Consider the following 26,669-nt stretch of genomic DNA (forward strand, 5'->3'; position numbering starts at 1 on the left):
CGTCTCGGCATCCGATCGGGCAGCCGATCCCGGAACCTCAAATGTTGCTCTGAACGTCTGCCACTCACGGTTGGCCCGAGTACGTCGGGGTCATGACACCGGCAGAGACGCCGTGAGACGGCACGTTCGGAAGGACAGGGGGCGAGGGGACATGAAGCCCGTGGCACGCCTGGGGGTGGGCATCGGCTGGCGGCCGGAGATCGCGGACGCCGTGGAACGGTTGGACGGCCTGGACTGGGTCGAGGTGGTGGCCGAGACCATCTGCCCGGGCCATCTGCCCGCCTCACTGCGACGGCTGCTCGACCGAGGGGTCCGCGTGGTCCCGCACGGGGTCTCGCTCGGCCTCGGCGGAGCCGACCGGCCCGATCCGGAGCGCCTGGCCGTGCTCGGGGAACGTGCGGTGGCGCTGGGGGCGCCGCTGGTCACCGAGCACATAGCCTTCGTACGCAGTTCTTGGCCCGCCCTGGAGGCCGGGCACCTGCTGCCCGTGCCGCGCACCCGGGACGCGCTGGACGTGCTCTGCGAGAACGTCCGCATCGCGCAGGACGCGCTCCCGGTGCCGCTGGCCCTGGAGAACATCGCCGCGCTGTTCTCCTGGCCCGGTGAGGAGCTGACGGAGGCCCGCTTCCTGACGGAGCTGGTGGAACGGACGGGCGTACGGCTCCTCGTGGACGTGGCCAACCTGCACACCAACCGGGTCAACCGGGGCGAGGACCCGGCCGCCGTCCTGGACGCGATCCCGCTGGAGGCCCTCGCCTACGTGCACGTGGCGGGCGGGGTGGAGCGCGACGGGGTCTGGCACGACACCCACGCCCACCCGGTGCCGCCGGTGGTGCTCGACGTCCTCGCGCGGCTGCGCGAGCGGGTGGACCCGCCGGGCGTGCTGCTGGAGCGCGACGACGACTTCCCGCCGGAGGCGGAGCTGGCCGGCGAACTGACCCGGATCCGCGAGGTGATCTCCCGCCCCGGCGCGGGGCCGGCCTCGGCAGCGGGCCCCGGCCGACCCGTCCGGGAATCGGCGCCGGACGGGTCGCGCGCTCCCGGCCTGGCCGACGGGCCTGAGGTGCCCGACGGGCCTGAGGTGCCCGACGGGCCTGAGGTGCCCGACGGGCCTGAGGTGCCCGTCGAGCCTGAGGTGCCCGGCGAGCCGCTCCCGCCCGTCGCGCCCGTCTCCGAGGGCGTGCGGGCCGGTGTCGGGATCGGGCAGGCGGCCCTGCTGTCCGCGCTCGTCGCCGGGACCCCCGTACCCGAGGGCTTCGACGAGCGGCGCGTCCGCGTCCAGGCCCGGGCGCTGGCCGCCAAGCGGGCCTCCGTGGTCGCGAAGCTGGCGCCCGAGCTGCCCCCGATCCTGGGCGGGCCCGACGCGTACCGCACCGCCTTCCTGGCCTACGCCCGCAACCGCCCGATGACGGCCGGCTACCGCCGGGACGCCATGGAGTTCGCGGAACACCTGCTGATCCAGGACCTGCCCGCCGACCCGGCCGCCCGGCGCCGGCTCACCCTCTGGTGGCAGGACCGGGCCGGCGCCCGGCCGCCGCACCGCATCGTGCGCTGGGCCCGTGCCCTGGTGGGGAGGGCCGCGTGAACACCGTCGCCGTCGTCATCTGGGTCGCCGTCCTGACCTCCTGCGCGCTCCTGCTGCGCGCCCTGCGCCGGGCCCGACCCCGCTCCCCGGGGCCCGCCCCGCTCCTGCACGACCTGTCCGAGGCGGCCTTCCTCACGGGTGGGCCCGGGGCCGTGGTCGACGCCGCGCTCGTCTCCCTGCTCGGGGACGGCCGGATGCTCGCGGGCGGCCCGGGCCTGGTCCAGCCGCGCCCCGGGGCGCGGGCGGCCGACACCGCCGAGCGGGCCGTGCTGGGGGCGCTGTCGCGGGCCCCGTCCGGGTGGCTCTACCAGGTGCGGTACGCCGCCATGACCGACCCGGCCGTCCAGGAGACCGGGGAGGCCCTGTCCGCGCGCGGGCTGGTCTCCGCTCCGGGGTGGGGCCGCGGGATCCGGCGCTGGGGGGTGGTCCAGGCGGTGGTGTGCGCCGTCCTGGTGCCGATGTCGCTGCCGCTGACCTTCGTGGCCTGGGCACTGCAACCCGGGAGCCAGGTCCCGTTCATCGTGAAGGTGTTCCCGGTGCTGCTGGGCGGGATCGTGTTCGGCTCCGTCTGCGGGAAGCGGGCCGCGCGGCGGATCACCCCGGCGGGGCAGGACGCCCTCGACGCCTTCCGGATGCGGTACGCGGCGGACCCCTCGCCCCACGTGCAGACCGCGCTGTTCGGGCTGCGCGGAGTGCCGGACGCGGCCCTGCGCGCCCAGCTCCTGTCGGCGGCCCGGAGCACCCGGCTGGCGGCCGCCCAGGCCCGCGGACGCCGGCCGCACACCTCCTCCGCCGCCGCTTCGTCCTCCGACTCCTGCGGATCCTCCGGCGTCGGGCTCGTCCCGGTCGTCTGGTGCGCCGGCGTCGACGGGGGCGGGGGCGGGTCCGGGTGCGGGGGCTCGACCGGTTGCGGGGGCTCGTCGGGGTCCGGCTGCTCCAGCGGGTCGAGCTGTTCCAGCGGGTCGAGCTGTTCCAGCGGGTCCGGTTGTTCCAGCAGCAGTTCGAGCTGCTCCAGCGGTTCCAGTTGCTCCAGCAGCTCCTCCAGTTGCTCCAGCAGCTCCTGATCGGCTCCTGACCGGCGGGTTCCCCACCCCGCCGGCCGGTCACCGGTACGTCACGAGCTGCTCACGCTTGAGTCGTACGGCCGGTCGGCGGGGCGTGCGAGGGGTAGGAATCAGCCATGTTCCGGTTCCTGTTCCTCCTCCTCGCCTGGGCCGCGGTGCTCGTGGCGTGCACCCGCCTGCTGCGGGCCGCCACCGAGGCCGCCGAGCCCGTCCCCGGCTCCTGCCCGGCGCCCGGGCCGCGGGAGCTGAGCCTGTACGAGGCCGCGTACCTGGCCGGGGGCCCGGAGCGGGTCGCCGTACTGACCCTGCTCTCGATGGAGCGCCGGCGCCGCCTGCTGCTCGCGCACACCGGCTGGGCCACCCTGCTCGACCCCGTCGGCCGGGATCCGCACGAGCGGTCCGTCCTGGGGGCGTTCGGCCCCGACGGACAGTGCCCGGTGCCCGCCGTTCGCGCCGCCGCGGCCTCCGCCGAGGCCGTACGGGCCCTCGCGGACCGGCTCGGCGAAGCCGGGCTCACCCTGCCGGCCGCGGTCCGGGGCGGCGTCGCGGAGGGCGTCCGATCGGTGCGCCGGGCCACGGCGGCCACCGCGGTCCTGGCCGCCGCCTCCCTGGCGCTCCCCGCGCCGGGCGCCGGCACCGGGGGCATCCTGTGGTGGTTCGCGCTGCCCCTGTTGCTGTGTCTGGGCTGCCTGGCCATCGCCGCCTTCGAGGGCCCGGCCCACTCCCCCTGGGCCTCCCCCGCCGGGCGCGGCCTGCTCGCCGCCCTCCTGCGGGAGCGCCGCGGCCCGGACTCCCTGATGGCGGTGGCCCTTCGGGGCCCGCGCGCCCTGCGCGACCGGGCGCTGCGTTCCGCGCTCGCCTGACCCCGCCCCTACGAGGGGCCGCCCGCCCGATCGGCCGATCCGCGCCTTCCGGGCGTACGGCAACCGGGGGACCCGGGCCGACACCCGGCGGCGGAGGTGTACAGCGGGGACGGCTCTGACATCTCATCGGACGATCCGATGAGATCAAGGGGCCGCCATGCGGATGACGTTCGTACGCCCGGGGGCCACCGTCGCGCTCCTCGCCCTCGCCGTCCTCGCCCCCGGAGCCCCCGCCCGGGCGGCCGGCCCGGCCCCGGCCGTCGGGAACGGCGCGTCGGCCGCGACCGCCACTACCGCCACTACCGCCGAACGAACGGGCGCCGAGCTGGCGGCCCGTCGGGCCGCCGCCGGGAAGCCGCTCCGCTTCGGGGACTGTCCCGCGAGCGAGGGGCTGTACCGGCCCGTGCGCTGCGCCGTGCTGCGGGTGCCGCTGGACTACGCCCGGCCGGACGGCCCGTCGATCGCGCTCACCGTCAGCCGGGTCGCCGCGAGCGGTCGGGGCGGCGCCGTCCGGCAGGGCGCGCTCGTCTACAACCCGGGCGGCCCCGGGGGCTCCGGGACGTACTTCCCCCTGCTCGGCGACCGGCCCGCCTGGACCGGTGTCGCCGCCGCCTACGACCTGGTCGGCTACGCCCCGCGCGGGGTGGGCCGCTCCGCCCCGCTGAGCTGCCGCGATCCCGCGGCCGGGCCCACCCAGGTCCCGGCGGTGCCCGACGCCGCCTACAAGCGGGAGCGCCGGGCGGCGGCCCGGGCGTACGCCGAGGGGTGCGCGCGCCGGGCCGGGGCGGCGCTGGCGTACTACACGACCCTGAACAACGCCCGTGACCTGCACGTCCTGCGGGCCGCCCTGGGCGAGCGGCGGCTGACGTTCCTCGGAGCCTCGTACGGCACCTATCTCGGTGCGGTCTACGCCACCCTCTACCCGGACCACGTGCGCCGGATGGTCCTCGACTCGGCGGTCGACCCGGACCCGCGCCGCGTCTGGTACCTCGACAACCTGGCCCAGGCCCCCGCCTTCGAACGCCGCTGGGCGGACTTCCGCACCTGGGCCGCACGCCACCACGCGGTGTACGGGCTCGGGCGCACCGCGCGGGCCGTCCGGGCGAGCTACGAGCGGGTCCGCGCGGCGGTGGCCCTGCGGCCGGCCGGCGGGGTGGTGGGGACGGGCGAGTTGCACGCGGCGTACCTCCAGGCGGCGTACGACGACGACGTGTGGCCGCAGCGGGCGGCGGCCCTGGCCGCGTACCTGCGCGGGGATCCCGGTCCGTTGGTCGAGCAGGCGGCGCGGGATCCGCGCACGGCCCGGGAGGCGGAGAACGCGACGGCGGTCTACACGGCGGTGCTCTGCAACGACGCCGCGTGGCCGGCCGATTGGAAGACCTGGGACCGGGACAACACCGAGCTGGCCCGGCGGGCGCCCTTCGAGACCTGGGCCAACGCCTTCCTGAACCTGCCCTGTGCCTCCTGGCCGGTGCCCGCGAGGCAGCAGCCGGTGGACGTCGGCGACCGGCGCGGGCTGCTGCCCGGAACGCTGATCGTGGCGGCGGAGCGGGACGGGGCCACCCCCTATCCGGGGGCCCTCGAACTCCAGCGGCGGCTCGGCCCGAGGGCGGCACTGGTCACGGAGTCGGGGGCGGGCACCCACGGGGTGGCCGGCGGACGCAACGCGTGCGTGGACCGGCGGGTGGAGCGGTACCTGCTGACGGGGGCCACCCCGGGGTGGCGCGTCAGGTGCGCGCCGCATCCGGAGCCCGCACCGGTGTCGCTGGACGACCGGGCAGCGAGCGCTCCCAGGGCGCTGCTGCCGCCAGTCGTCTGAACTTCCGGGCGGGGTCTCCGGCTGCGTCGATTCGGGGGCAGTGCCTCCCGATCACCGGCAGGACAGAGGTCCTCCGGTCCTTCCCCCCAGGGGAGGTATCAGGCGAGTCCGTCGATCAGATCGGCGACAGACTTGCGGCGCCCGGTGTAGAAGGGCACCTCTTCTCGGACGTGCATGCGGGCCTCGGAGGCGCGCAGGTGACGCATGAGGTCGACGATGCGGTACAGCTCGTCGGCCTCGAAGGCCAGCATCCACTCGTAGTCGCCGAGCGAGAACGAGGCGACGGTGTTGGCGCGCACGTCGGGGTAGCCGCGGGCCATCATGCCGTGGTCCTTGAGCATGCGGCGGCGGTCCTCGTCGGGCAGCAGGTACCAGTCGTAGCTGCGCACGAAGGGGTAGACGCTGACGTAGTCGCGCGGCGTCTCGTCGGCCAGGAAGGCCGGGATGTGGGACTTGTTGAACTCGGCCGGGCGGTGCAGGGCCATGTTCGACCAGACCGGCTCCAGCGCGCGGCCCAGTCGGGTGCGGCGGAAGAGGTTGTAGGCGGTCTGCAGCTCGTCCGAGGTCTCGGCGTGCCACCAGATCATGACGTCCGCGTCGGCGCGCAGGCCGGAGACGTCGTAGGTGCCGCGAACGGTGATGTCCTTGGCGGCCAGCTGGTCGAACAGCTCCTGGACCTCGTCGGCGAAGCCGCCCCGGTCCTCGGGCAGTACGTCCTTCAGCTTGAAGACGGACCACAGGGTGTAGCGAATGACCTCGTTGAGGTCCTTCGCCTTCTTCCCCGCGTTGGGAATCTTCTCCGGTGCAGTCATGTGTCCATTGTCCCGTGTGCTGATCAGTGGTCCGTGCCAGGGGTGGCCAACGAGGCGATCACCACATCGGCGGCCTTCCCCGCGCTCGCGACGCAGGCCGGGATGCCGACCCCGTCGTAGAGGGCTCCGCAGACGGCCAGGCCCGGCAGCTCGGCGACGGACGCCCGGATCCGGGCGACCCGGGCGAGGTGGCCGACGGGGTACTGGGGCAGTCCGCCGTCCCAGCGGGTGACGGTGGAGGCCACGGGCCGGGCGGTGAGGCCGACGGCCTCGCCGAGGTCGCCGAGGGAGACGTCGACCAGTTCGCCGTCTTCGCGCCCCAGGTCCGCGTCGTCGCCGTGCCGGCCGACGGAGGTGCGCAGCAGGAAGAGTTCCGGATCGGCGCCGGCCCAGGCCCACTTGTTGCTGGAGAAGGTGGAGGCCTTGATGGTGCGGCCGTCCACGGGCGGTACGAGGAAGCCGCTGGCGTCGCCCGCGGTGATCGCGGCGGGCAGTTCGGAGCGCCGGAAGGCCAGGGTGACCAGGGCCATGGAGGCGTACTCGACCTCGCGCAGGGCGCCCGCGGCGGCCGGGGCGAGCGCGGCGAGGAGGGCGGCGGCGGGTCCGGCGGGGGTGGCGAGGACCACGGCGTCGGCCTCGATCACCTCACGGGCGTCGGCTCCGGCCACGACCCGCCAGCCGGTGTCGGTGCGGTGGACCTCGTGCACGGGGGTGTCGGTGCGCAGATCGGCGCCGGCGGCGCGGCAGGCGTCGGCCACGGCGAGCGGGAGCCGACCGATGCCGCCGGCGATGCCGGCGAAGACGGGCCCGGAGGCCTGGGGCTGTTCGGCCGCCCGGCGTTGCAGTTCCCGTACGCCCTCGCCGAGCATGGCGTGGGTGCGGGCGGCCTCGAAGAGTTGGGGGACGGCGGCGCGCATCGAGATGCGGTAGGCGTTGCCGGCGTAGACCCCGCCGAGCAGCGGTTCCACGAGCCGGTCGACGACCTCGTGGCCGAGCCGGGCGGCGACGTACGCCCCGACGGCGACGTCCTCTCCGATCTCGGTGGGCGCCAGGGTCGCCTCGGCCTCGATCCGGGCCAGGCCCTCGGCGGAGAGCACCCCGGACGCGGCGAGCGGGCCGGAGTCGGCGGGGACGCCCATGACATGGCCGCGCGGCATGGGGCGCAGGGCCCCGCGGGTCCACAGGTGGGCGGTGGCGGTGGCGGGTGCCTGAAGGGCGTCGCCGAGGCCGACGGCCCGGGCCAGTTCCACGGCCTCGGGGCGGCGGGCGAGGACCGATTCCGCGCCGAGGTCGACGGGGAGCCCGGCGAGTTCGCCCGCGCGCAGCTTGCCGCCGAGGCGGGGGCCGGCTTCCAGGAGGGTGACGCGGACGCCGTCGGCGAGCAGCCGGTGGGCGGCGGCGAGGCCCGCGATGCCGCCGCCGATGACGACGACGTGGCCGGGAGTGCCGGGTCGGGCCGTGCGCGGGTCCGTACTCGTGTCCGCTTCGTGCATGGACACATCGTCTCAGACCGGCCGGCGAGGCCGGACCGTGACCGCATCGGGACCGCTCCGAGGCCGCCCGTGCGAAACCGGCGACGGGACCATCGACGTCGAAACGGGGACATCAGCCGATCCCTCGGGGGGTATTCACGATGCACGCGCTCCACAGACACCGCACCGCGGCCGCGCTGGCCGGACTGTCGATGGCCGCGGCCCTGGCGCTCACCGGCTGCGCGGGCGACTCGGGCGCCGCCTCCGACAAGGCGGCCGTGGCTCCGGCGGACCGGGGCGAGGCCGCGCCCGCGCAGCCGGGTGGCGCCGGGGCGGCGGCGCCGCAGGGGAGCGCCGGGGCCGACTCCAAGGCCGGCCAGGCGCCCGCCGCGATCCGCCAGAACGTGATCCGTACGGGCAGTCTGGCGCTGGAGACGACCACGCCGGAGAAGGTGCTCGCGGCGGCCCGTACGGCGGCCGGCGCCGCGGGCGGTTACGTGGGCAAGGAGTCCACCGAACGCGACGCGGACGGGCGGGTCACCTCGACGCTGACCCTGCGGGTGCCGGGCGAGCGGTACGACGCGGTGCTCGCCTCCCTCCAGGGCGACGCGAAGCTGTTGAGCCGCAAGGTCGACGAGCAGGACGTGACGCAGAAGGTCGCGGACGTGGACAGCCGGGTCAAGTCACAGCAGGCCAGTGTCACCCGGGTGCGGGAGATGATGGAGAAGGCCTCGGGCCTGAGCGACGTGGTCATGTTGGAGGCGGAGTTGAGTCGGCGTCAGGCCGAACTGGAGTCGCTGCTCGCCCAGCAGAACGCGCTCAAGGACCAGACCTCGCTCGGCACGATCACCCTGACCGTGTCGCAGCCCGCCCCGAAGCCGGTGGCGCCGCGGGACGAGCCCGAGCCCGGGTTCACCGACGCCCTGCACGGGGGCTGGTCGGTCTTCACGCGGATCATCCGCTACCTCGGGCTGGCGTTGGCGGCGGTGCTGCCGTTCGCGCTCGCGGCGGGGCTGGTGGCGGCAGGGTTCCGGGGCTACCGCAGGCTGCGCCCGGCCAAGCCGAAGACGGGCCTCACCCCGACGTGGGTGCCCCGCCAGACCCGGGTCCCGGCGGGGGTCGGTGCCGAGGTCGGGGTCGGTTCCGGCGCAGGTGACCGCGCCGACGGCGGCGCCCCCGCCGAGGCCGGCGGCCCCGACCGGGCGGGCGACGAAGGCCGAGGCCCGGACCGCCCGTAGCGTGTCCCCTTGGCCCGGAGGTACGCCGGGCACGGCGAGCGGACACGGCGCGGAACGGGGCGGACGATGGCGAAGGAACGACTGGTGGTGGTCGGCGGGGACGCGGCGGGGATGTCCGCCGCGTCACAGGCCCGGCGGCTCAAGGGCCCGGCGGAGCTGGAGATCACCGCCTTCGAGCGGGGGCACTTCACCTCGTACTCGGCGTGCGGGATCCCGTACTGGATCGGCGGCCAGGTGACGGAGCGGGACGACCTGATCGCCCGCACCCCCGAGGAGCACCGGGCCCGGGACATCGACCTGCGCACCCGCACCGAGGTCCTGGAGCTGGACCTCGCCGGCCGCCGGGTCCGGGCCCGGGACCTGGAAAGCGGCGCCGAGTCCTGGACCGGGTACGACAAGTTGGTCCTGGCCACCGGCGCCCGCCCCGTCCGCCCCCGACTGCCCGGGATCGGGGCGCACGGGGTGCACGGGGTGCAGACCCTGGACGACGGGCAGCGCCTGATGGCCACCCTGGAGCGGACCTCGGGCCGCCGGGCGGTCGTCGTGGGCGCGGGCTACATCGGCGTGGAGATGGCGGAGGCCCTGCTGGGCCGGGGCTTCGAGGTCACCGTCCTGCACCGGGGCGCGCAGCCGATGGCCACCCTGGACCCGGACATGGGCGGGCTGGTGCACAGCGCGATGAACGCGATGGGCATCCGTACCGTCGCGCGCGCCGAGGTGTCCGGGGTGCTGACCGACGACGCGGGCGCGGTCCGCGCGGTGACCACCTCCGACGGCGGGGAGTACCCGGCGGACGTGGTGGTGCTCGGCATCGGTGTGGAACCGCGCACGGCCCTGGCCCGCGCGGCGGGCCTGCCGCTGGGCCTTTCCGGCGGGCTGCTGACCGACCTGTCGATGCGGGTGCGGGACCACGAGGAGGTCTGGGCGGGCGGCGACTGCGTGGAGGTCCTGGACCTGGTCGCGGGCCGCACCCGGCACATCCCGCTGGGCACGCACGCCAACAAGCACGGCCAGGTCATCGGCTCGAACGTGGGCGGCGGCTACGCGACCTTCCCCGGGGTGGTCGGCACGGCCGTCAGCAAGGTCTGCGAGCTGGAGATCGCCCGGACGGGGCTGCGCGAGCGCGACGCCCTGGAGGCGGGCCTGCGCTTCGTGACGGCCACGATCCGCTCGACGAACACGGCGGGCTACTACCCCGGCGCGGCGGAGATGACGGTGAAGGTGCTGGCGGAGCGCCGTACGGGCCGCCTGCTGGGCGTCCAGATCGTCGGCGGGCCGGGCTCGGCCAAGCGCGTGGACGTCGCGGCGGTGGCGCTGACGGCGGGGATGACGGTGGACCAGGTCGTCTCCCTGGACCTCGGCTACGCGCCGCCGTTCTCCCCCGTGTGGGACCCGGTCCTGGTGGCCGCCCGCAAGGCGGTCTCGGCGGTCCGCGCGGCGGGGGTCTGAGACCCCCGCCGGGGGGACTACTTGGCCGTGCGGGTGTGGACGTGCTCCACCAGGCGGGTCAGGGCGTCGGGGTCGGTCGTCGGGAGGACGCCGTGGCCCAGGTTGAAGATGTGGCCCTCCAGGCCGGCCGCGGCGGCGAGGACCTCGTCCGTCTTGGCCTCGACGGCCGCGGTGGTGGAGAAGAGGACGGCGGGGTCCAGGTTGCCCTGGAGCGCCTTGCCGGGGCCGACGCGGCGGACGGCCTCGTCCAGGGCGACCCGGTAGTCGACGCCCATGACGTCCGCGCCGGCCTCGCCCATCAGGCCCAGCAGCTCGCCGGTGCCCACGCCGAAGTGGATGCGCGGGACCCCGTAGGAGGCGACGGACTCCAGGACCTTCGCGGACGCGGGCATCACCGAGCGGCGGTAGTCCGCCGGGGCGAGGGCGCCGACCCAGGAGTCGAAGAGCTGGACGGCGGAGGCGCCGGCCTCGATCTGGACCTTCAGGAAGGCGGAGGTGATCTCCGCGAGGCGGTCCAGGAGGTCGGCCCACAGCTCCGGGTCCCCGTACATGAGGGCCTTGGTGTGCTCGTGGTTCTTGGAGGGGCCACCCTCGACGAGGTAGCTCGCGAGGGTGAACGGCGCGCCGGCGAAACCGATCAACGGCGTGCCGCCCAGTTCACCCGTGAGCATGCCGATCGCCTCGGTGACGTACGTGACGTCCTCGGGGGTGAGGTCGCGCAGCTGTGCGAGGTCCGCACGGCTGCGGATGGGGCGGGCTACGACCGGGCCGACGCCCGGCTTGATGTCGAGGTCGACGCCGATGGCCTTGAGGGGCACCACGATGTCGGAGAAGAAGATCGCCGCGTCCACGCCGTGGCGCCGCACCGGCTGCATGGTGATCTCGGTGACCAGGTCGGGGCGCATGCAGGACTCCAGCATGGCCGTGCCCTCGCGCACCTTGCGGTACTCCGGGAGGGAGCGGCCGGCCTGCCTCATGAACCACACCGGAGTGTGCGGCACCGGCTCGCGCCGGCACGCCTTCATGAAGGCGGAATCGTACGTCTGGCTCGGCTGGCCCGCGGGGCTTTCGTTGGCGCTCACGACCCAAATCCTCGCACGTATGAAGAAGTGCCCGGCCCGGTGCGGGTGTCCCTGCGCCGGACGGGCGCCCGTTCCGCCTAGTCTTCCCGGCATGGCTGCGGCTCAGGGACGATTTTCAGATGGCGCTGACGGTACGGACAGCGCGAAGGAGAGCTCGGTCCCGCTCCCGTTCCGGCGGGCGGTCGACGGCTTGAAGAAGGCGAGACTCAGGTCCGGTATCGAGATCGATCCCACGAAACCGCCGCAGAGACTGGCGCCGTACGCGTACGCGCTGGAGGCGGCCGTCGTGGACGGCGAGGACGACCTGGCCGACGGCCGGTTGATCCTCCTGCACGATCCGGCCGGACACGACGCGTGGCAGGGCACCTTCCGGATGGTGACGCTCGTACGGGCGGAGCTGGAGCCCGAGATGGCCGCGGACCCGCTCCTGCCCGACGTGTGCTGGTCGTGGCTCACGGGGGCGCTGGACGCGCGCGGGCTGACGTACGGGGAGGCGAGCGGGACCGTCACGATGGCGAGCTCGCACTACTTCGGCGGCCTCGCCGAGCGGCGCCCCGCGACCCAGATCGAGATCAGGGCCTCGTGGACCCCCCGGGAGGGGGTCGGAGGGGTGCCCGACACCTCGGCGCACCTGTCCGCGTGGTGCGAGCTGCTGTGCCAGATCTCGGGGCTGCCCCCGGTCGGGCCGACGGACACCGTCACCGGCGTCGTCTCCCTGCCACAGCGGCGCGGTCCGCACCACCCGTAGCCGCGCGGCCCCTCGGGGCCGTCCGGCGGTACGCGCGCGCCGCGGGCGGGGCCCGGGCGCGGGGCGGGGCGCGGTGACGACCGGCGGGGCCGGCTCGACCCGGACACGGCTCGGTTCCGGATCGGGATCGGCTCGAACACGGCTCGGGCACGGCTCGGGCACGGCCGGGTTCCGGATCGGGCACGGCCGAGTTCCGGATCGGGTGCGGTTCGGTTGCGGATCGGGCACGGCGTGCGAACGACCGATCGAGGCCGCGACGGACTGCCGAAACAGTGCGTCCCTTGCGGGCTTCTGATCGCCCCTTGATCGATCGTGCGTCCTAATTGCCCGAATTGTTACTCACCAAATCGTGATCATTCCCTAAAGCCGGGCGGGTGACGTGCCGAAGGAGTCAGTGACCATCCGCACGGTTCGCACCGGCTTCCTTCCCCGAGCCGGCCCGTCCCGCCACTCCCCCAGGAGGCCTAGGTGTCCGTTCTCCTCGAGCAGCCCGCAAGCCTGGTCGCCTACCGCCCGAACAAGCCGACGGCCATGGTCGTCGTGGCCGACCCCCGTGTCCGCTCCACCGTGACCCGCCACCTGTGGGCGCTCGGAGTCCGTGACGTGATCGAGGCGTCGTCCATCGCGGAGGCCCGTCCCCGCGTCAGCAGCCCGCGCGACATCTGCGTGGCCGACGTCCACCTGCCCGACGGTTCCGGTCTCACCCTGCTCTCCGAGACCCGCGCAGCCGGCTGGCCCAACGGCCTGGCCCTGTCCGCCGCCGACGACATCGGTGCCGTGCGCAACGCCCTCGCGGGCGGAGTGAAGGGCTACGTCGTCACCGGTACGCGGACCAACATCGGGCTCCCCACCCGGCCCGGCGCAGCGCCCATCGGCGCCGCGGCCGCCCGTATGCACCGCCGCCCCCCGGGTGCCCCGAGCCACCCGGGCGGCTACCGCGAGCTCTCCGGCCGCGAGGTCGAGGTCCTGCGCCTCGTCGCGGAGGGCCAGTCCAACAAGGCCATCGGAGTCTCGATGGGCCTGTCCGCCCTGACCGTCAAGTCCCACCTCGCCCGGATCGCCCGCAAGCTGGGCACCGGCGACCGGGCCGGGATGGTCGCCGTCGCACTGCGGACCGGGATCATCCACTGACCCCTCCCGGAGGACCCCGGGCGAACTGCCGGGGAACCCCGGGAATCGTCCCGCCCCGCCCCTCGCGCCCGTCGCCGGAACGTTCCGGCGACGGGCGCGTCACATCCACGGATACCCTTGACCGGTGACCGACGCCCAAGAGACCGCAGCAGACCTGCGCACCACCACCGGGGGCGGCCCCCCGGACGACGAGGTTTCGTCCAATGGGCTGCCGATTCCGTTGCTGGAGCCCCGTGAGGGCATCCCCCCGGTGGTGGCCGACGCGGACGCCCTCGCCCAGGTGGTCGCGGCCTTCGCCGCGGGCACCGGCCCCGTCGCCGTCGACGCCGAACGGGCCTCCGGGTACCGCTACGGCCAGCGCGCCTACCTGGTGCAGCTGCGCCGCGAGGGCGCCGGCTCCGCACTGATCGACCCGGTCGGCTGTCCGGACCTCTCCTCCCTGGGCGAGGCCCTCTCCGGAACCGAGTGGATCCTCCACGCCGCCACCCAGGACCTGCCGTGCCTGCGCGAAATAGGCATGGCCCCGACCTCCCTGTTCGACACCGAGCTGGCGGGCCGACTGGCCGGCTTCCCCCGGGTCGGACTCGGCGCCATGGTCGAGAGCGTGCTGGGCTACGTGCTGGAGAAGGGCCACTCGGCCGTCGACTGGTCCACGCGCCCGCTGCCCGAGCCGTGGCTGCGCTACGCCGCGCTGGACGTGGAGCTGCTGGTGGACCTGCGCGACGCCCTGGAGGAGGAGCTGGACCGCCAAGGCAAGCTCGAATGGGCCCACCAGGAGTTCGACGCCATCGCCGCCGCACCGCCCGCCCCGCCCCGCAAGGACCCGTGGCGCCGTACGTCCGGCATGCACAAGGTGCGCCGGCGCCGACAGATGGCCGTCGTACGGGAGCTGTGGGAGTCCCGCGACCGGATCGCGCAGCGCCGCGACGTCTCCCCCGGCAAGGTGCTGGGCGACGCCGCGATCGTCGAGGCGGCCCTCGCGCTGCCCGCCAACGTGCACGCCCTGTCCGCCCTGCCCGGGTACGGGCAGCGGATGGGACGGCGCCAGCTGGACCAGTGGATGGCCGCGGTGGACCGGGCCAAGGAGGTGCCGGAGAGCGAGCTGCCGCAGCCGGGGGCGTCCCCGTCCGGACCGCCGCCGCCGCGTTCCTGGGCCGACAAGGACCCGGCCGCTGCCGCCCGGCTCTCGGCGGCCCGCACGGCCGTCTCCGAGCTGGCCGAGGGGCTGAACCTGCCCCAGGAGAACCTGATCACCCCGGACACCGTGCGCCGGCTGTGCTGGGAGCCTCCGCAGCGCCCGACGGCCGACGTGGTGGCCGAGGCGCTCGCGGCCCACGGGGCACGCCCGTGGCAGATCGAACAGGTGACCCAGGCGCTGGTCAAGGCCTTGGGCGCGAAGGGCTGACCCGAGATCCACGACAGAAGACCCCCGGCCTCGGCCGGGGGTCTTCCGCGTTCGGCCGGGTGCGCCGAACGCTCGGGCCGCGGGGCACCCGGGCCTGCGAGGGAGCCCGCGGCCGAGGTCGCGCCGGGGTCCACGGCGGAGGCCGCGGAAGTGTGACCTTCGCCGCTCCTCGGGGAGGGGGTGTGCACATTGGTTACCCACAAGTAGCATGGGCCGGGTGAGCGGGCGCTCAGGACCAACGTCCCGAACCGCCCCCGCGCAGCAGTGCACACCCGCACCTGGAGGAGAGCCAACGTGCCTCGTACCGTCAGGGACGTCGTCTTCGTCGACGGCGTCCGCACCCCGTTCGGCAAGGCGGGCCCGAAGGGCATCTACAACGGGACCCGCGCCGACGACCTCGTCGTGAAGGCGATCCGGGAGCTGCTGCGCCGCAACCCGGACCTGGACCCCGCGAAGATCGACGAGGTCGCCATCGCCGCGACCACCCAGATCGGCGACCAGGGCCTGACGCTGGGCCGTACGGCCGGCATCCTCGCGGGCCTGCCGCAGTCCGTCCCGGGCTACTCGATCGACCGCATGTGCGCCGGCGCGCTGACCGCCGTGACCGCCGTCGCGGGCGGGGTGGCCTTCGGTGCCTACGACGTCGCCCTCGCCGGCGGTGTCGAGCACATGGGCCGTCACCCCATGGGTGAGGGCGTGGACCCGAACCCGCGCTTCGTCTCCGAGAAGCTGGTCGACGAGTCCGCCCTGTTCATGGGCATGACCGCCGAGAACCTGCACGACCGATACCCGACGATCACCAAGCTCCGCGCCGACGAGTACGCCGTGCGCTCGCAGGAGAAGGCCGCCAAGGCGTACGCCGACGGCAAGATCCAGCAGGACCTCGTCCCGATCTCGGTGCGCAACACCAACGAGGCGGCCGGCGAGACGGGCTGGGGCCTGGTCACCGCCGACGAGCCGATGCGCCCGGGGACGACCCTGGAGAACCTGGCGGGCCTCAAGACCCCGTTCCGGGTCCACGGCAACGTCACCGCGGGCAACGCCGCCGGTCTCAACGACGGCGCCACCGCCGCGATCATCGCCTCCGAGGACTTCGCCCGCGCGAACAACCTCCCGGTCAAGATGCGCCTGGTGGCGTACTCCTTCGCCGGCGTCGAGCCGGAGGTCATGGGCTACGGGCCGATCCCGGCCACCGAGAAGGCCCTGGCCCAGGCCGGCCTGACGATCGACGACATCGGCCTGTTCGAGGTCAACGAGGCCTTCGCCGTACAGGTGCTGGCCTTCCTGGAGCACTACGGCATCGCCGACGACGACGCCCGCGTGAACCAGTACGGCGGCGCCATCGCGTTCGGCCACCCCCTCGCCTCCTCCGGCGTACGCCTGATGACGCAGCTGGCCCGGCAGTTCGAGGAGCAGCCGCACGTCCGCTACGGCCTCACCACCATGTGCGTGGGCTTCGGCATGGGCGCCACGGTCATCTGGGAGAACCCGAACTTCAACGCCGAGGGAGACTCCAAGTGAGCACCACCGCTGAGCTCCTGAAGGGTGCGGCCGAGCTGTTCCCGGACGAGGTCGTCACCGCCGCGCACGTCCGTCACCTGGACCTGCCGTTCGGCGCCGGGCGCTTCGCCCTGATCACGCTGGACAACGGCCTGGACCACACCAAGCCGACCACCTTCGGCCCGCAGTCCCTCGCCAACCTGAACGCGGCGATCGACCAGGTAGAGCAGGAGGCCCTCGCGGGCTCCGTCGTGGGCGCGGGCATCACCGGCAAGCCGTTCATCTTCGCGGTCGGCGCCGACCTCAAGGGCGTCGAGCTGCTCAAGAAGCACGACGAGGCGCTCGCGATCGGCAAGGGCGGCCACGACGTCTTCAAGCGTCTGGCGGCCCTGACGGTCCCGACGTTCGCCTACTACAACGGCGCGGCGATGGGCGGCGGTGTCGAGGTCGGTCTGCACTGCACCTACCGCACCGTCTCCAAGGCCATCCCGGCCTTCTCCCTGCCCGAGGTCTTCCTCGGTCTGGTCCCGGGCTGGGGCGGCTGCGCCCTGCTCCCGAACCTGATCGGCGCGGAGCGCGCGATCTCGGTGATCATCGAGAACTCGCTGAACCAGAACCGTCAGCTCAAGGGCAAGCAGGTCTTCGAGCTCGGCATCGCCGACGCGCTGTTCGAGGGCGCCGACTTCCTGGAGCAGTCGCTCCTGTGGACGGCGAACGTCCTGAACGGCACCACCGAGGTCACCCGCGCCGAGGTCGAGCGCGGCGAGACCTGGGACGCGGCCGTGGCCAAGGGCCGCGCCGTCGCGGACTCCAAGGTGCACGGCGCCGCTCCGGCCGCCTACCGCGCGCTGGACATCATCGCCGCGGCCAAGGACGGGGACCTCCAGGCCGGCTTCGACGCCGAGGACTCCGCGCTCGCGGACCTCATCATGGGCGGCGAGCTGCGCTCGGGCATCTACGCCTTCAACCTGGTCCAGAAGCGCGCCAAGCGCCCGGCCGGCGCCCCGGACAAGTCCCTGGCCCGCCCGGTCACCAAGGTCGGCGTGGTCGGCGCGGGCCTGATGGCCTCGCAGCTGGCGCTGCTGTTCCTGCGCCGCCTGGAGGTGCCGGTGGTCCTCACCGACATCGACCAGGAGCGCGTGGACAAGGGTGTGGGCTACGTCCACGCCGAGATCGAGAAGCTGCTCGGCAAGGGCCGCATCAACCAGGACAAGGCGAACCGCCTCACCGCCCTGGTGACGGGCGTCCTGGACAAGGCCGAGGGCTTCGCGGACGCGGACTTCATCATCGAGGCCGTGTTCGAGGAGATGTCCGTCAAGCAGAAGGTGTTCGCGGAGGTCGAGGCGGTCGCCCCGGCGCACGCGATCCTCGCCACCAACACCTCCTCGCTGTCGGTGTCGGAGATGGCCTCCAAGCTCGTCCACCCCGAGCGCGTGGTCGGCTTCCACTTCTTCAACCCGGTCGCGATCCTCCCGCTGCTGGAGATCGTGCGCGGCGAGCAGACCGACGACGCCTCGCTGGCCACGGCCTTCGGTGTCGCCAGGAAGCTGAAGAAGACCGCGGTCCTCACCAAGGACGCCCCGGCGTTCGTCGTGAACCGCATCCTGACCCGCTTCATGGGCGAGATCCAAAACGTCATCGACGAGGGCACCCCGGTGGTCACGGCGGAGAAGGCCATCGAGCCGCTCGGCCTGCCGATGTCCCCGCTGGTGCTGCTGGAGCTCGTGGGTCCGGCGATCGGTCTGCACGTGTCCGAGACCCTGAACCGCGCCTTCCCGGAGCGCTTCACCGTCTCCCCGAACCTGGCGGCCGTGGTCAAGGCCGGCAAGCGCGGGTTCTACGTCTACAAGGCCGAGAACGGCTTCAAGCCGGAGCTCGACCCCGAGGTCGCCGCGCTCCTGGTGCAGGGCGACACCGTCCTGACCGAGGAGCAGGTCCGCGACCGCGTCCTGGACGCGGTGGCGCAGGAGATCGGCCTGATGCTGGAGGAGGGCGTCGTGGCCGAGGCCCAGGACATCGACCTCTGCCTCATCACCGGTGCGGGCTGGCCCTTCCACCTGGGCGGCGTCACGCCGTACCTGGACCGTGAGGGCGTCTCCGAGCGGGTGAACGGCAAGAAGTTCCTCGCCCCGGGCGTGGCGAGCGTCCCGGCGTAACGCGCCGGTTCGACCGAACGGCCCGTCCGCACCAGGGGTGCGGACGGGCCGTTCGGCGTTTCCGGGAGCGTACGGGCGCCTCCTCGGGCCCCGTTCAGCGGCGGCTGAGGCGGCCGCCCTTGACCAGGCGCTGGGCCGCGGGGGAATCGGGGTTCAGGCGCAGGGCCCGGCCGCCCGCCTCGCGGCGGAGGTCGTCGCCGGCCTTGCCGAGCTTCGCCGCCGTCTCCCCGATCCGCAGCCAGACCAGGGCCCGCCCGCTGTCGGCGGACAGGCCGATGGCGCGCTGGAGGCGCCGTCGGGCCTGGTCGGTCTCCTTGCGGCGGATGTGCGCCTGGGCCATGCCGAGCAGCAGGTCGAGGTTCTCGTGTTCGGCGAGCAGCTTGGCGCCCACCTCCAGGACGCCCCGGTCGTCCTTGGCCTCCACGAGGGAGGCGAACCCGCTGAGGGTGATGTCGGTGAAGGGCGTGTCCTCCTCCCCGCGTTCCCGGGTGGCGAGGAAGGTCCAGCCCTTGCCCCGGCGCCACTTCCAGGTGCGCGGGCCGGGGAGGTCCAGGCGGGTGCGGGTGCGCTCGTTGAAGTGCATGGACAGCTCGGGGCGCTCCTCCCACCGCTCGACGGCGGCGGCGACGTACACCTCGGCGACCGGGCGCAGGAAGGCGTACCGCTTGGGCTGCATGCAGTAGCCGACGGCCTGGACGTACGGGGTCACCTCGTCCCGGACGTGCTCGACGTCGAGGATCCGGTCGACGCCGTGGCCGGCGGGGGCCTCCAGGTCGGGGAGCAGGGCGTGGGTGAGGGTGGCGGGGATGCGGTTGCTGTTGGCGTAGGGCCGCATCCGGCGGATGACCTCCAGCGCGCCGATCTGGGCGACGGGGATGCCGTAGAGGGCCCGGGCGGTGAACAGGCCGGTGGAGAAGCAGCCGATGACCTGGCGGGGGCGCAGGTGGGCGAAGACGGTCTCGGCGAGGACGGGGAGGTCCAGGACGAGGAAGGGGACGCCGGCCGCGCGGGCCGCCTCGGTGAGGGTGTCGGCGAGGCTGGAGGGGGCGCTGGGGTGCGGTTTGAAGACGACCGCGGCGTGTCCGAGCCGTACGGCGTTCCGGAACATGCGCAGGTGGAGTTCCTCCTCCTCCGCCTCGGTGAGGATGCCGAGCGGGGAGAGGTACTGGCCGAGCAGGAGGGCGGTGTTCGGTCCGAGTCGGGCCAGTTCGGGCGGGATGGCCCGTTCGAGGAGGGGGCGGCACTCGTGGGTGACCTCGGCCATGAGCGCGAGGACGGCCGCGGTGTGCACGGGCCGCGAGGGGATCGCGTACTCGGTCAGGAGCAGCGGAAGCAGGGTGGGGACCAGATCGAGGTAGAGGACCTGGGTGATCCGGCCGTGGACGCTCCGGTTGAGGTCGTTGCGGGTCGGGCCGTAGCTCATGACCCCGTCCGCGTAGACGGCGAGGGTGGCGTCCGAGAAGATCTTGCAGAGGGTCTGGGCGGGTTTGACCTGAATGGACTCGACGACCAGTTCCAGGGGGCCGGGGCGGATGCCCATCTTCTCCGCCATGACGGTCCGCCACAGGGGGGCGTCCTCGTCGCGGGGGGACCAGAGCGCCGGGTGGAACGGGTAGATGAGGTCGTTCCAGTAGACGACGCGGTGGAAGCGGGCGAGCACGGCGGCGGCGCCGGGCATGTGGTGCAGCGGGGTGGCCACTTCGGGGATGTCCACGTTGTTGCACACGAGCAGGACGCGTTCGCGGTCGTCCCGGCCGAACTGGCCCGCGTCGACGGCCGCGGCCACCGTCATGGCGCCGTAGAGGGTGGAGGCGGCGAATATCCGGGTCATCGGGCGGCGGCGCCCTGGTGCCGGGACATCAGTGCTCTGAGCTTGTTCACGCGTGCGGAGTCCATTCCTGCCAACGTCCCCTCCAGGATGTCCTGGGGGAGGTCCCGGAGGATCTGCCCGCTGCGTTCCAGGAGCAGGGTCCGGGTGAGTTCCTCGTACGACTCGGCGCGGTCCATGTGAATGACGATGAGGGCGCACAGAGTTCGCATGGCCTTGAACGAGAGTTCATATCCGCGGGGGTGACGGGCCAGCTCGTCGAAAATCAGGCGGAAGGCCGGAAGGAAGTCCAACTGGCGCTCGTCCGGCGCCTTGGTGAGGGAAGTCGACACGTCCCGACGGTAGAAGACGCCGTGGAGGTCGACGACTCCGAAGGAGTGGGTGCGCAGGTGCAGCTTGTAGAACCAGGGGCGGTCCTCGGCGGTGCGCAGTCTCTCGTCGAAGTAGAGCGCGCCGAGGTCCAGGAGGCGCTGTCGGTCGTAGATGCCGGCCCAGGACTGCGGGTAGTCCATGAAGGTCGAGGCGTCGACGGGTCCTATGTAGTCCGCCGGATCGAGCGGAAGGGCCCTCGGCGCGAGCGGGGCCATGACGATCTTCCGCTTTCGCCCGTATACGCGCACGTGACCGGTGCGCAGGAAATCCACTCCCGACTGACCCATCCAGCCGACGAGTTGCGAGAGGTATCCGGGGGCGTACCAGTCGTCTCCGTCGAGAAACGTGACGAACCTTCCGCGGGCGGCGGCGAGACCCACGTTGCGGGTGGCGGAGATTCCCGTGTTCTGCGGATTGACGATCAGCACGGCGCCGGGAATCCTCGGCACCATCTCCTGAAGGATTTCGGAGGTCCCGTCGACGGATCCGTCATCCACCACGATGAACTCGAAGTCCTGCCGGGCATTCAGCGCCAAGGACTTGAGCGCGGTCCGGCAGTAGTCACGGACGTCGCACATCGCGACGATTACCGAAAGGGTCACCATCGGAAGCACTCACCTTCTCCCCATTCATCGCCACACTCCCGGCAAGTCGCCCGGACCGGTCGTCCGCGCACTCTCCCAGCCTACGTTCAGGTAACACGTCGGCCATCATGGCAGAACCACTCGAACCCTCAGAACGATCACCCTGGTGTGACGTACAACTCCCTTGCGCATCGACGCGCTTCCGTGACATGTAGGGCTGAGATCAGCATGTAAGGTCGAGCGGACCGCGCGGCAATCCCGGCTGTGCCCGCGCTCGGCTGCGTGTGACTCGACGGCAGTTGGGCTTCACCGACCGACCAGGAATCCCCCGTGCGCATCCACGTGCTCGCAGACTCCGACACCCGCTGGAAATGGGGCGCGGGGCTGGCCGTGGGCTTGGCACCGGGCAGCGAGGTCCACGCGCACATGCTCCGCGGCCGCAGCACGCCGACGGCGCGCCAGTTGGCCGAGGTCGGCATCACCCCCGCCTCGATCACCGAGGGGACCCTCGCCGAGTTCGCGGCGGCGCCCGAACTCGCGGCGGCCGACGTGGTCGTCCTGGGCACCGTCGGCGGGGCCACCCACTCGGCGCTGCACGCGCTCGCCCACCGCTTCAGGAACTCCCTGCACCGGCCCGTGGTCATGACCGGGTACGTCGGGGTGGTCTACGAGAAGATGGCCGACGGGCTCCTGCTGCGCGCCGGCGCCGATGTCGTCCTCGCCAACAGCCCTTTCGACCGGCGCCGATTCCGCGATGTCTACGCGCCGCTCGGAATTCCGGAATCCTGCATCGTCCAGACGGCGCTGCCCTTTCTCGACCAACGTCCCTACGACATGAACCGGACGCACGCCGAACACCCCTATACGGTGTGCTTCGCCGTCCAGCCCTCGGTACCCGAGGATCGAAACGGCCGCCTCTACATGCTGCGTCGGGCGATATCCCACGCACGGCGCCGCCCGGGTCGGGACGTACTCGTCAAACTCCGCAGCAGGCCGGGTGAGGCGACCACCCATGTCGAGGCGCACCACTATCAGGTCCTGGCGGAACAGACCGGTGAACCGCTCCCGCCGAACCTGCATTTCGTGTACGGCAACATGTCGGAAACCCTGGACCGTACCGACCTGCTCGTGACGGTCAGTTCCACCGCCGCCCTGGAATCCATGCACCGGGGCATGCCGACCGCCATCCTGAGCGATCTCGGTGTCCGGGAAATCCACGGAAACCACTATTTCGTCGGATCCGGATGCGTCACGGACTGGAGCGCGATAGACGAGGGCGCGGCCCCCCTGGCGCACGAATCCTGGACCGCCGACCAGGGAATCCGTTCCACCGATCCCTTCGGGGAACTGCGGCACAGGATCGCGGAATTGCGGCGCTTCCCGCTGCCCCCGATCTCCCCCTACTACACGGCCGAGAGCGCGCCCGAATACGTCGCCACGCTCCTGCGCCGCCGGGGCCTGAATCCGGACGGCTCCCCCGGGGCGGGCGCCGCGACCCGCTCGCGCGGCCCGATGCGGCGCACTTCGCGGCGCGTGCTGAAGGTGGCGTATCAATTCGGCGTGCAGCGCGTGGCGCCGAAGATCCAGCAGTGGGGCGGCGTATGAGCGCCGTCCACGTCCACGATCACGTCCACGATCACGGGAGCGCCTTGTGAACGTCACCGCCGTCATACCCGCCCGGGGCGGCTCCAAGGGGATCCCCGGCAAGAACCTCGCGGAAGTCGGCGGGGTCCCCCTCGTCGCCCGCGCGGTACGAGCCTGCCTGGCCGCCGCCGGGGTGACCCGGGTCGCCGTCTCCACCGACGACGGGGCCATCGCCGACGCGGCCCGCGCCGCCGGCGCCGAGGTGGTCGCGCGCCCCGCCGAGCTGGGCACCGACCGGGCGTCCAGCGAGTCCGCGCTGCTGCACGCCCTGGACGCCTTGGAGGAGCGGCACGGCGAAGCGGTCGACGTGCTCGTCTTCGTCCAGTGCACCAGCCCCTTCCTCACCACCTCGGAGGTGGAGGAGACCGTCGCGGCAGTGGTCCGGGACGGGGCGGACTCGGCCTTCACCGCCGTGCCCTTCCACGGGTTCCTGTGGACCGCCGACCCCGACACGGGGGCCGGGCACCTGGCGCGGGGCGTCAACCACGACAGCGCCGTCCGTCAGCGCCGCCAGGACCGCCGCCCCGAGTACCTCGAATCGGGAGCCGTCTACGCGATGCGCGCCGAGGGGTTCCGCCGACACGGCCACCGCTTCTTCGGCCGCACCCAGCTCGTCCCCACCGCCCCGGAGCGGGTCGTCGAGATCGACGAGCCCGGCGACCTCGCCCGGGCGCGGGCCCTCGCTCCCCTGCTGGACGCCGCCCTTCCGGCGGACGTACCGGCGCAACCGTCACCGGCGGCCCCGTCGCCGGGATCCTCGCAGTACATCGGAAAGGAACTCTGAACAGTGGTGCACAGCAACCGTATCCGCCGTATCGGTAACCGGGAGGTTGGCAAGGGCCGCCCCGTCTACGTCATCGGCGAGATCGGGATCAACCACAACGGCGAGTTGGCCAACGCCCTCGCCCTCGTGGACGCCGCCGCCGACGCGGGCTGTGACGCGGTGAAGTTCCAAAAGCGCACGCCCGAGATATGCACCCCCCGCGACCAGTGGGACATCGAGCGGGACACCCCCTGGGGGCGGATGACGTACATCGACTACCGCCACCGCGTCGAGTTCGGCGAGGAGGAGTACCGGGCCATCGACGAGCACTGCGCGAAGCGCGGCATCGACTGGTTCGCCTCCCCGTGGGACACCGAGGCCGTCGCCTTCCTGGAGAAGTTCGACGTGCCGGTGCACAAGGTGGCCTCGGCCTCGCTGACCGACGACGAGCTGCTGCTCGCCCTGCGCGCCACCGGCAAGACGGTCATCCTGTCCACCGGCATGTCCACGCCGCAGCAGATCCGGCACGCGGTGGAGGTGCTCGGCAGCGAGAACACGGTCCTGCTGCACGCCACTTCCACCTACCCCGCCAAGGCGGAGGAGCTGAACCTCCGCGTCATCCAGAGCCTGGAGGCTGCGTACCCCAACGTCCCCGTCGGCTACTCCGGCCACGAGACGGGGCTGCAGACCACCGTCGCCGCCGTCGCCATGGGCGCGTGCGCCGTCGAGCGGCACATCACCCTGGACCGCGCCATGTGGGGCTCGGACCAAGCCGCCTCGGTCGAGCCGGGCGGCCTCGTCCGTCTCGTCCGCGACATCCGCACCATCGAGACCGCCCTCGGCGACGGCGTCAAGCGCGTCTACGACTCCGAGCTCGGCCCCATGAAGAAGCTCCGCCGCGTCCAGGGCGCCCTCGCCGACGAGGGCGTGACGACCTCGGCATGAGCGACACCCTCGCCCTGGTGGAGAGCCCGGCTCAACTGCTGAACGTCCTGGAGTGGGCCCACCTCCACCCGGGCGGGGCGTCGTCCCTGGCCATCGCCGTGCTCCAGCCGACGGACCCGCGCTCGCGGGAGCAGGTCCGTCGGCTGTGCCGGTTCGCCTCCCGGTCGCAGGTGGCGTGGCGGCGCTACGAGGTGCGCGCCGGCTACCTGGGGCGGGCCCACGAGCTGGTGCGCCTGCGCCGTGCCGTGGCGGCGGCCGAACGCCTGGTGATCGGGGACCTGTTCTCCCGGACCATCCAGCTCGTCCTGCCGCGCTCCAGGGCCCGCGAGGTGGTCGTGGTCGACGACGGCACCGCGACCGCCGAGCTGGTCGCGCTGCTGGCCGAGGGACAGCCGTTGACCCGCTGGCACCAGGGCGAGGTCAAGGCCTCGGCGAAGGCAGGGCCGGTGAACCGGTGGCTGGCCCGCGAGGAGTTGGAGCGCGTCACCTTCTTCACCTGCATGCCGGTGCCGGCTCCGCCGGGCGCCGAGGTGCGGGCCAACGAGTACGCGTGGAGCCGTGCGACCTTCGGCCCGGTGCGGGTCCGGGCGGGCGCCGACCTGGCGGGCAGTTCCCTGGTGGAGACCGGGGTCGTCGACCAGGACCGCTACGTCGAGGCCGTCGCCTGGCTCACCCGCAGCCGCGGCGCGCGCCGCTACCTGGCGCACCGGCGCGAGAGCCCGGAGAAGCTGGCGCGGATCGCGGCGGCGACCGGGCTGGAGGTCGTCCATCCCGAGCTGCCGCTCGAACTGACCGCGCTGACCGAGCCCATCGGGCAGTCCGTGCTGACCTTCGCGTCCACCGTCGCCTACACCCTGCCGATCGTGCTGGCCGGCTCGCCGGTGCGGGTGGAGCTGTGCGAGATCGACGACGACTGGATCACCCCGGACACGGCGGAGCGTTCGGTGGACTTCCTGCGCCGGATCTCCGCCCTCGCGGTGGACCGGCACGGCCTGGGCCTGATCCCGCCGCAGGGGCGCGGTCGCAGGCCGGTGACCTCGTAGGCCCGAGGGTCAGAGCCGCTGCCAACGGCCCAGCGAGAGGCCCGAGCTGTCCTTCTGGCGGTTCACCAGCAGTTCGCCGCCGGCGGCGATCGAGGCGATGACCACCCTGCCGCGGGCGTCCACCGCGAGGGCCGGGGAGCCGGGGCAGGGCTCGCCGATCTCCGTCCACCAGAGTCCGGCGGCCTCGTTCTCGGTGGGGTAGGCGGCCAGCGCCGTACGGCCGCTCGCGGCCCGGTGGGCCAGGACCGTGCAGTCGTAGCCGTCCACCACGGCCCGTACGGCGGCGACCGCACCGGTGCCCGGTCCACCCCCCAGCGCCAGCACCCCGGCGCCCTCGCGGTGGGCGACGAGCCCGCTCCCGTCGGCCGCGTGCCAGAACCGGGTGATCCGGCCGGGGGCCGTCTCCAGCGAGCACACCGAGCCGTCCTGGGCCGGGTACGGGATGTCCTCGCCCCGGTGCAGCGGGCCGCCGGGGCCGGTCTGGGACCAGAGGGATATCCCCTTCTCCCCGGGGGCGGCGAGCAGGATCCGCCCCTCGGCGGTGACGTCGGCGCAGGGCCCCTCGAAGGTCTTGCTGCCCCGCAGGTCCTCCCACTCGGCCCACTTCCCCCCGGCGTCCTGGCGGCGTACGTGGACCCCCCGCCCGGCGTTGCGCACGAAGACGTGCGGGGCCCCCCGGGCGTCCACGGCGAGCGCCGGCGGGCCGCCCCGGTGGAGCATCTCCGGGCGCCGGTAGAGGGTGCCCAGGGAGTTCCAGGGGCCGAGCGGGCGCCCGCTCTGGTACTGCACCGCGTGGTGGTAGGTGACGCGGTCGCCGTCGGCCCCGCCGTCGCCGGGGCGGTGGTGCCTGCCCACGAAGTGGGTGTAGCCGTCGCGGCCCCGGGCCATCGCGAGGTCGGTCAGTCCCTGGGCGGGGAAGAACGCGGGGGCGCCCCACTCGGGTCCGCCGGGGGCCCGTTCGGTCCAGCGCAGCAGTCCGCCGCGGGCGCGGGCGTAGGCGGTGAGGCGTCCGTCGCGGTCGACGGCCAACCAACGGCCGTTCAGGGGGCCGAGAGCCGGCGGGATTCCGTCCCGGGCGGGGGCCGGCGCGGACGCGGGCGCGGCGGTCGGTGCGGAGCGCGGAGCGGACGTCGTCGCCCTTCCGCGCCTGGATCGCGTCCCCATGG

21 protein-coding genes are annotated in these 26,669 nt (G+C 73.4%); 15 read left to right on the top strand and 6 right to left on the bottom strand.

Features of this window, described 5'->3' with window-relative positions; translation table 11 throughout:
• Window positions 1–151 precede the first annotated feature (151 nt).
• The 4 genes from ACIOD1_RS16150 to ACIOD1_RS16165 all read left to right on the top strand — a co-directional run bounded on the left by ACIOD1_RS16150 (window position 152) and on the right by ACIOD1_RS16165 (window position 5,331).
• Window positions 152–1,585, top strand: a complete 1,434-nt coding sequence (locus ACIOD1_RS16150; RefSeq protein WP_401902794.1) for a DUF692 domain-containing protein — start codon at window positions 152–154, stop codon at window positions 1,583–1,585.
• Window positions 1,582–2,649 (top strand): TIGR04222 domain-containing membrane protein, encoded by a 1,068-nt coding sequence (locus ACIOD1_RS16155; protein ID WP_401902797.1) that lies wholly within the window; start codon window positions 1,582–1,584, stop codon window positions 2,647–2,649. Before ACIOD1_RS16150 ends, ACIOD1_RS16155 begins: the two co-directional genes overlap by 4 nt.
• A gap of 116 nt (window positions 2,650–2,765) precedes the next feature.
• Entirely contained in the window at window positions 2,766–3,512 is a 747-nt protein-coding gene (locus tag ACIOD1_RS16160) for a TIGR04222 domain-containing membrane protein (RefSeq protein ID WP_365616656.1), read from the top strand.
• 163 nt (window positions 3,513–3,675) lie between these two features.
• Window positions 3,676–5,331: an alpha/beta hydrolase gene (locus ACIOD1_RS16165; RefSeq protein WP_401902799.1), complete on the top strand. Its 1,656-nt coding sequence runs from the start codon at window positions 3,676–3,678 to the stop codon at window positions 5,329–5,331.
• Between the two features lie 98 nt (window positions 5,332–5,429).
• On the opposite strand, the gene hemQ is transcribed toward ACIOD1_RS16165, so the two are convergent.
• Complete coding sequence (gene hemQ, locus ACIOD1_RS16170; protein WP_365616653.1) at window positions 5,430–6,143, bottom strand: hydrogen peroxide-dependent heme synthase; 714 nt, start codon at window positions 6,141–6,143, stop codon at window positions 5,430–5,432.
• A 23-nt stretch (window positions 6,144–6,166) separates the two neighbouring features.
• Window positions 6,167–7,636, bottom strand: coding sequence for a protoporphyrinogen oxidase (gene hemG, locus ACIOD1_RS16175; RefSeq protein ID WP_401902802.1), 1,470 nt, complete (start codon window positions 7,634–7,636; stop codon window positions 6,167–6,169).
• 140 nt (window positions 7,637–7,776) lie between these two features.
• On the opposite strand from hemG, the gene ACIOD1_RS16180 reads away from it, so the two are divergent.
• Both ACIOD1_RS16180 and ACIOD1_RS16185 read left to right on the top strand, forming a co-directional pair.
• Window positions 7,777–8,853, top strand: a complete 1,077-nt coding sequence (locus ACIOD1_RS16180; protein ID WP_401902805.1) for a DUF4349 domain-containing protein — start codon at window positions 7,777–7,779, stop codon at window positions 8,851–8,853.
• Window positions 8,854–8,919: 66 nt separating this feature from the next.
• The gene (locus tag ACIOD1_RS16185; RefSeq protein WP_401902807.1) at window positions 8,920–10,302 is read left to right on the top strand and encodes an FAD-dependent oxidoreductase; all 1,383 of its coding nucleotides are present in this window, start codon (window positions 8,920–8,922) and stop codon (window positions 10,300–10,302) included.
• A 17-nt stretch (window positions 10,303–10,319) separates the two neighbouring features.
• On the opposite strand, the gene hemE is transcribed toward ACIOD1_RS16185, so the two are convergent.
• Entirely contained in the window at window positions 10,320–11,384 is a 1,065-nt protein-coding gene (gene hemE / locus ACIOD1_RS16190) for a uroporphyrinogen decarboxylase (RefSeq protein WP_365616645.1), read from the bottom strand.
• Between the two features lie 91 nt (window positions 11,385–11,475).
• Here hemE and ACIOD1_RS16195 point away from each other — a divergent pair, with 91 nt between their 5' ends.
• The 5 genes from ACIOD1_RS16195 to ACIOD1_RS16215 all read left to right on the top strand — a co-directional run bounded on the left by ACIOD1_RS16195 (window position 11,476) and on the right by ACIOD1_RS16215 (window position 18,324).
• Window positions 11,476–12,132, top strand: a complete 657-nt coding sequence (locus ACIOD1_RS16195) for a DUF3000 domain-containing protein (protein WP_365616643.1) — start codon at window positions 11,476–11,478, stop codon at window positions 12,130–12,132.
• Window positions 12,133–12,600: 468 nt separating this feature from the next.
• Window positions 12,601–13,263, top strand: a complete 663-nt coding sequence (locus ACIOD1_RS16200; RefSeq protein ID WP_365616641.1) for a response regulator transcription factor — start codon at window positions 12,601–12,603, stop codon at window positions 13,261–13,263.
• Window positions 13,264–13,387: 124 nt separating this feature from the next.
• Complete coding sequence (locus ACIOD1_RS16205) at window positions 13,388–14,668, top strand: ribonuclease D (RefSeq protein WP_365616639.1); 1,281 nt, start codon at window positions 13,388–13,390, stop codon at window positions 14,666–14,668.
• Between the two features lie 294 nt (window positions 14,669–14,962).
• Window positions 14,963–16,189: an acetyl-CoA C-acyltransferase gene (locus ACIOD1_RS16210; RefSeq protein WP_365616637.1), complete on the top strand. Its 1,227-nt coding sequence runs from the start codon at window positions 14,963–14,965 to the stop codon at window positions 16,187–16,189.
• Entirely contained in the window at window positions 16,186–18,324 is a 2,139-nt protein-coding gene (locus ACIOD1_RS16215) for a 3-hydroxyacyl-CoA dehydrogenase NAD-binding domain-containing protein (RefSeq protein ID WP_365616635.1), read from the top strand. Before ACIOD1_RS16210 ends, ACIOD1_RS16215 begins: the two co-directional genes overlap by 4 nt.
• A 94-nt stretch (window positions 18,325–18,418) precedes the next feature.
• On the opposite strand, the gene ACIOD1_RS16220 is transcribed toward ACIOD1_RS16215, so the two are convergent.
• On the bottom strand, window positions 18,419–20,155 hold the full coding sequence (locus ACIOD1_RS16220) for a polysialyltransferase family glycosyltransferase (RefSeq protein ID WP_365616634.1): 1,737 nt from the start codon (window positions 20,153–20,155) through the stop codon (window positions 18,419–18,421).
• On the bottom strand, window positions 20,152–21,129 hold the full coding sequence (locus ACIOD1_RS16225) for a glycosyltransferase family 2 protein (protein ID WP_365616632.1): 978 nt from the start codon (window positions 21,127–21,129) through the stop codon (window positions 20,152–20,154). The genes ACIOD1_RS16220 and ACIOD1_RS16225 overlap by 4 nt, the downstream gene beginning before the upstream one ends.
• Window positions 21,130–21,438: 309 nt before the next feature.
• Between ACIOD1_RS16225 and ACIOD1_RS16230 the strand changes: the two genes are divergently transcribed.
• From ACIOD1_RS16230 to ACIOD1_RS16245, 4 genes are read left to right on the top strand one after another with little or no spacing between them, the layout of a single operon-like run.
• Window positions 21,439–22,713 carry a DUF6716 putative glycosyltransferase gene (locus tag ACIOD1_RS16230; protein ID WP_401902812.1) on the top strand — a complete coding sequence of 425 codons (1,275 nt, stop codon included), beginning with the start codon at window positions 21,439–21,441 and terminating at the stop codon, window positions 22,711–22,713.
• 46 nt (window positions 22,714–22,759) lie between these two features.
• Window positions 22,760–23,536: an acylneuraminate cytidylyltransferase family protein gene (locus tag ACIOD1_RS16235; protein WP_365616628.1), complete on the top strand. Its 777-nt coding sequence runs from the start codon at window positions 22,760–22,762 to the stop codon at window positions 23,534–23,536.
• Window positions 23,537–23,542: 6 nt separating this feature from the next.
• Complete coding sequence (locus ACIOD1_RS16240; protein ID WP_365616626.1) at window positions 23,543–24,460, top strand: N-acetylneuraminate synthase family protein; 918 nt, start codon at window positions 23,543–23,545, stop codon at window positions 24,458–24,460.
• The gene (locus tag ACIOD1_RS16245; RefSeq protein ID WP_401902814.1) at window positions 24,457–25,503 is read left to right on the top strand and encodes a hypothetical protein; all 1,047 of its coding nucleotides are present in this window, start codon (window positions 24,457–24,459) and stop codon (window positions 25,501–25,503) included. The genes ACIOD1_RS16240 and ACIOD1_RS16245 overlap by 4 nt, the downstream gene beginning before the upstream one ends.
• A 9-nt stretch (window positions 25,504–25,512) precedes the next feature.
• Here the strand turns inward: ACIOD1_RS16245 and ACIOD1_RS16250 are convergent, their stop codons facing one another.
• Window positions 25,513–26,532, bottom strand: coding sequence for a hypothetical protein (locus ACIOD1_RS16250; RefSeq protein WP_365616622.1), 1,020 nt, complete (start codon window positions 26,530–26,532; stop codon window positions 25,513–25,515).
• Window positions 26,533–26,669: the final 137 nt, after the last annotated feature.

Source organism: Streptomyces sp. NPDC088097 (assembly GCF_044741845.1).
Classification (GTDB): Bacteria; Actinomycetota; Actinomycetes; order Streptomycetales; family Streptomycetaceae; genus Streptomyces.

What these genes read in the sequence shown, in the direction of transcription:
- ACIOD1_RS16150 (WP_401902794.1), top strand. Translation starts at nt 152, where the DNA reads ATGAAGCCCGTGGCACGCCTGGGGGTGGGCATCGGCTGGCGGCCGGAG.
- ACIOD1_RS16160 (WP_365616656.1), top strand. Translation starts at nt 2,766, where the DNA reads ATGTTCCGGTTCCTGTTCCTCCTCCTCGCCTGGGCCGCGGTGCTCGTG.
- ACIOD1_RS16165 (WP_401902799.1), top strand. Translation starts at nt 3,676, where the DNA reads ATGACGTTCGTACGCCCGGGGGCCACCGTCGCGCTCCTCGCCCTCGCC.
- hemQ (WP_365616653.1), bottom strand. Translation starts at nt 6,143, where the DNA reads ATGACTGCACCGGAGAAGATTCCCAACGCGGGGAAGAAGGCGAAGGAC.
- hemG (WP_401902802.1), bottom strand. Translation starts at nt 7,636, where the DNA reads ATGCACGAAGCGGACACGAGTACGGACCCGCGCACGGCCCGACCCGGC.
- ACIOD1_RS16180 (WP_401902805.1), top strand. Translation starts at nt 7,777, where the DNA reads ATGCACGCGCTCCACAGACACCGCACCGCGGCCGCGCTGGCCGGACTG.
- ACIOD1_RS16185 (WP_401902807.1), top strand. Translation starts at nt 8,920, where the DNA reads ATGGCGAAGGAACGACTGGTGGTGGTCGGCGGGGACGCGGCGGGGATG.
- ACIOD1_RS16195 (WP_365616643.1), top strand. Translation starts at nt 11,476, where the DNA reads ATGGCTGCGGCTCAGGGACGATTTTCAGATGGCGCTGACGGTACGGAC.
- ACIOD1_RS16220 (WP_365616634.1), bottom strand. Translation starts at nt 20,155, where the DNA reads ATGACCCGGATATTCGCCGCCTCCACCCTCTACGGCGCCATGACGGTG.
- ACIOD1_RS16225 (WP_365616632.1), bottom strand. Translation starts at nt 21,129, where the DNA reads ATGGTGACCCTTTCGGTAATCGTCGCGATGTGCGACGTCCGTGACTAC.
- ACIOD1_RS16245 (WP_401902814.1), top strand. Translation starts at nt 24,457, where the DNA reads ATGAGCGACACCCTCGCCCTGGTGGAGAGCCCGGCTCAACTGCTGAAC.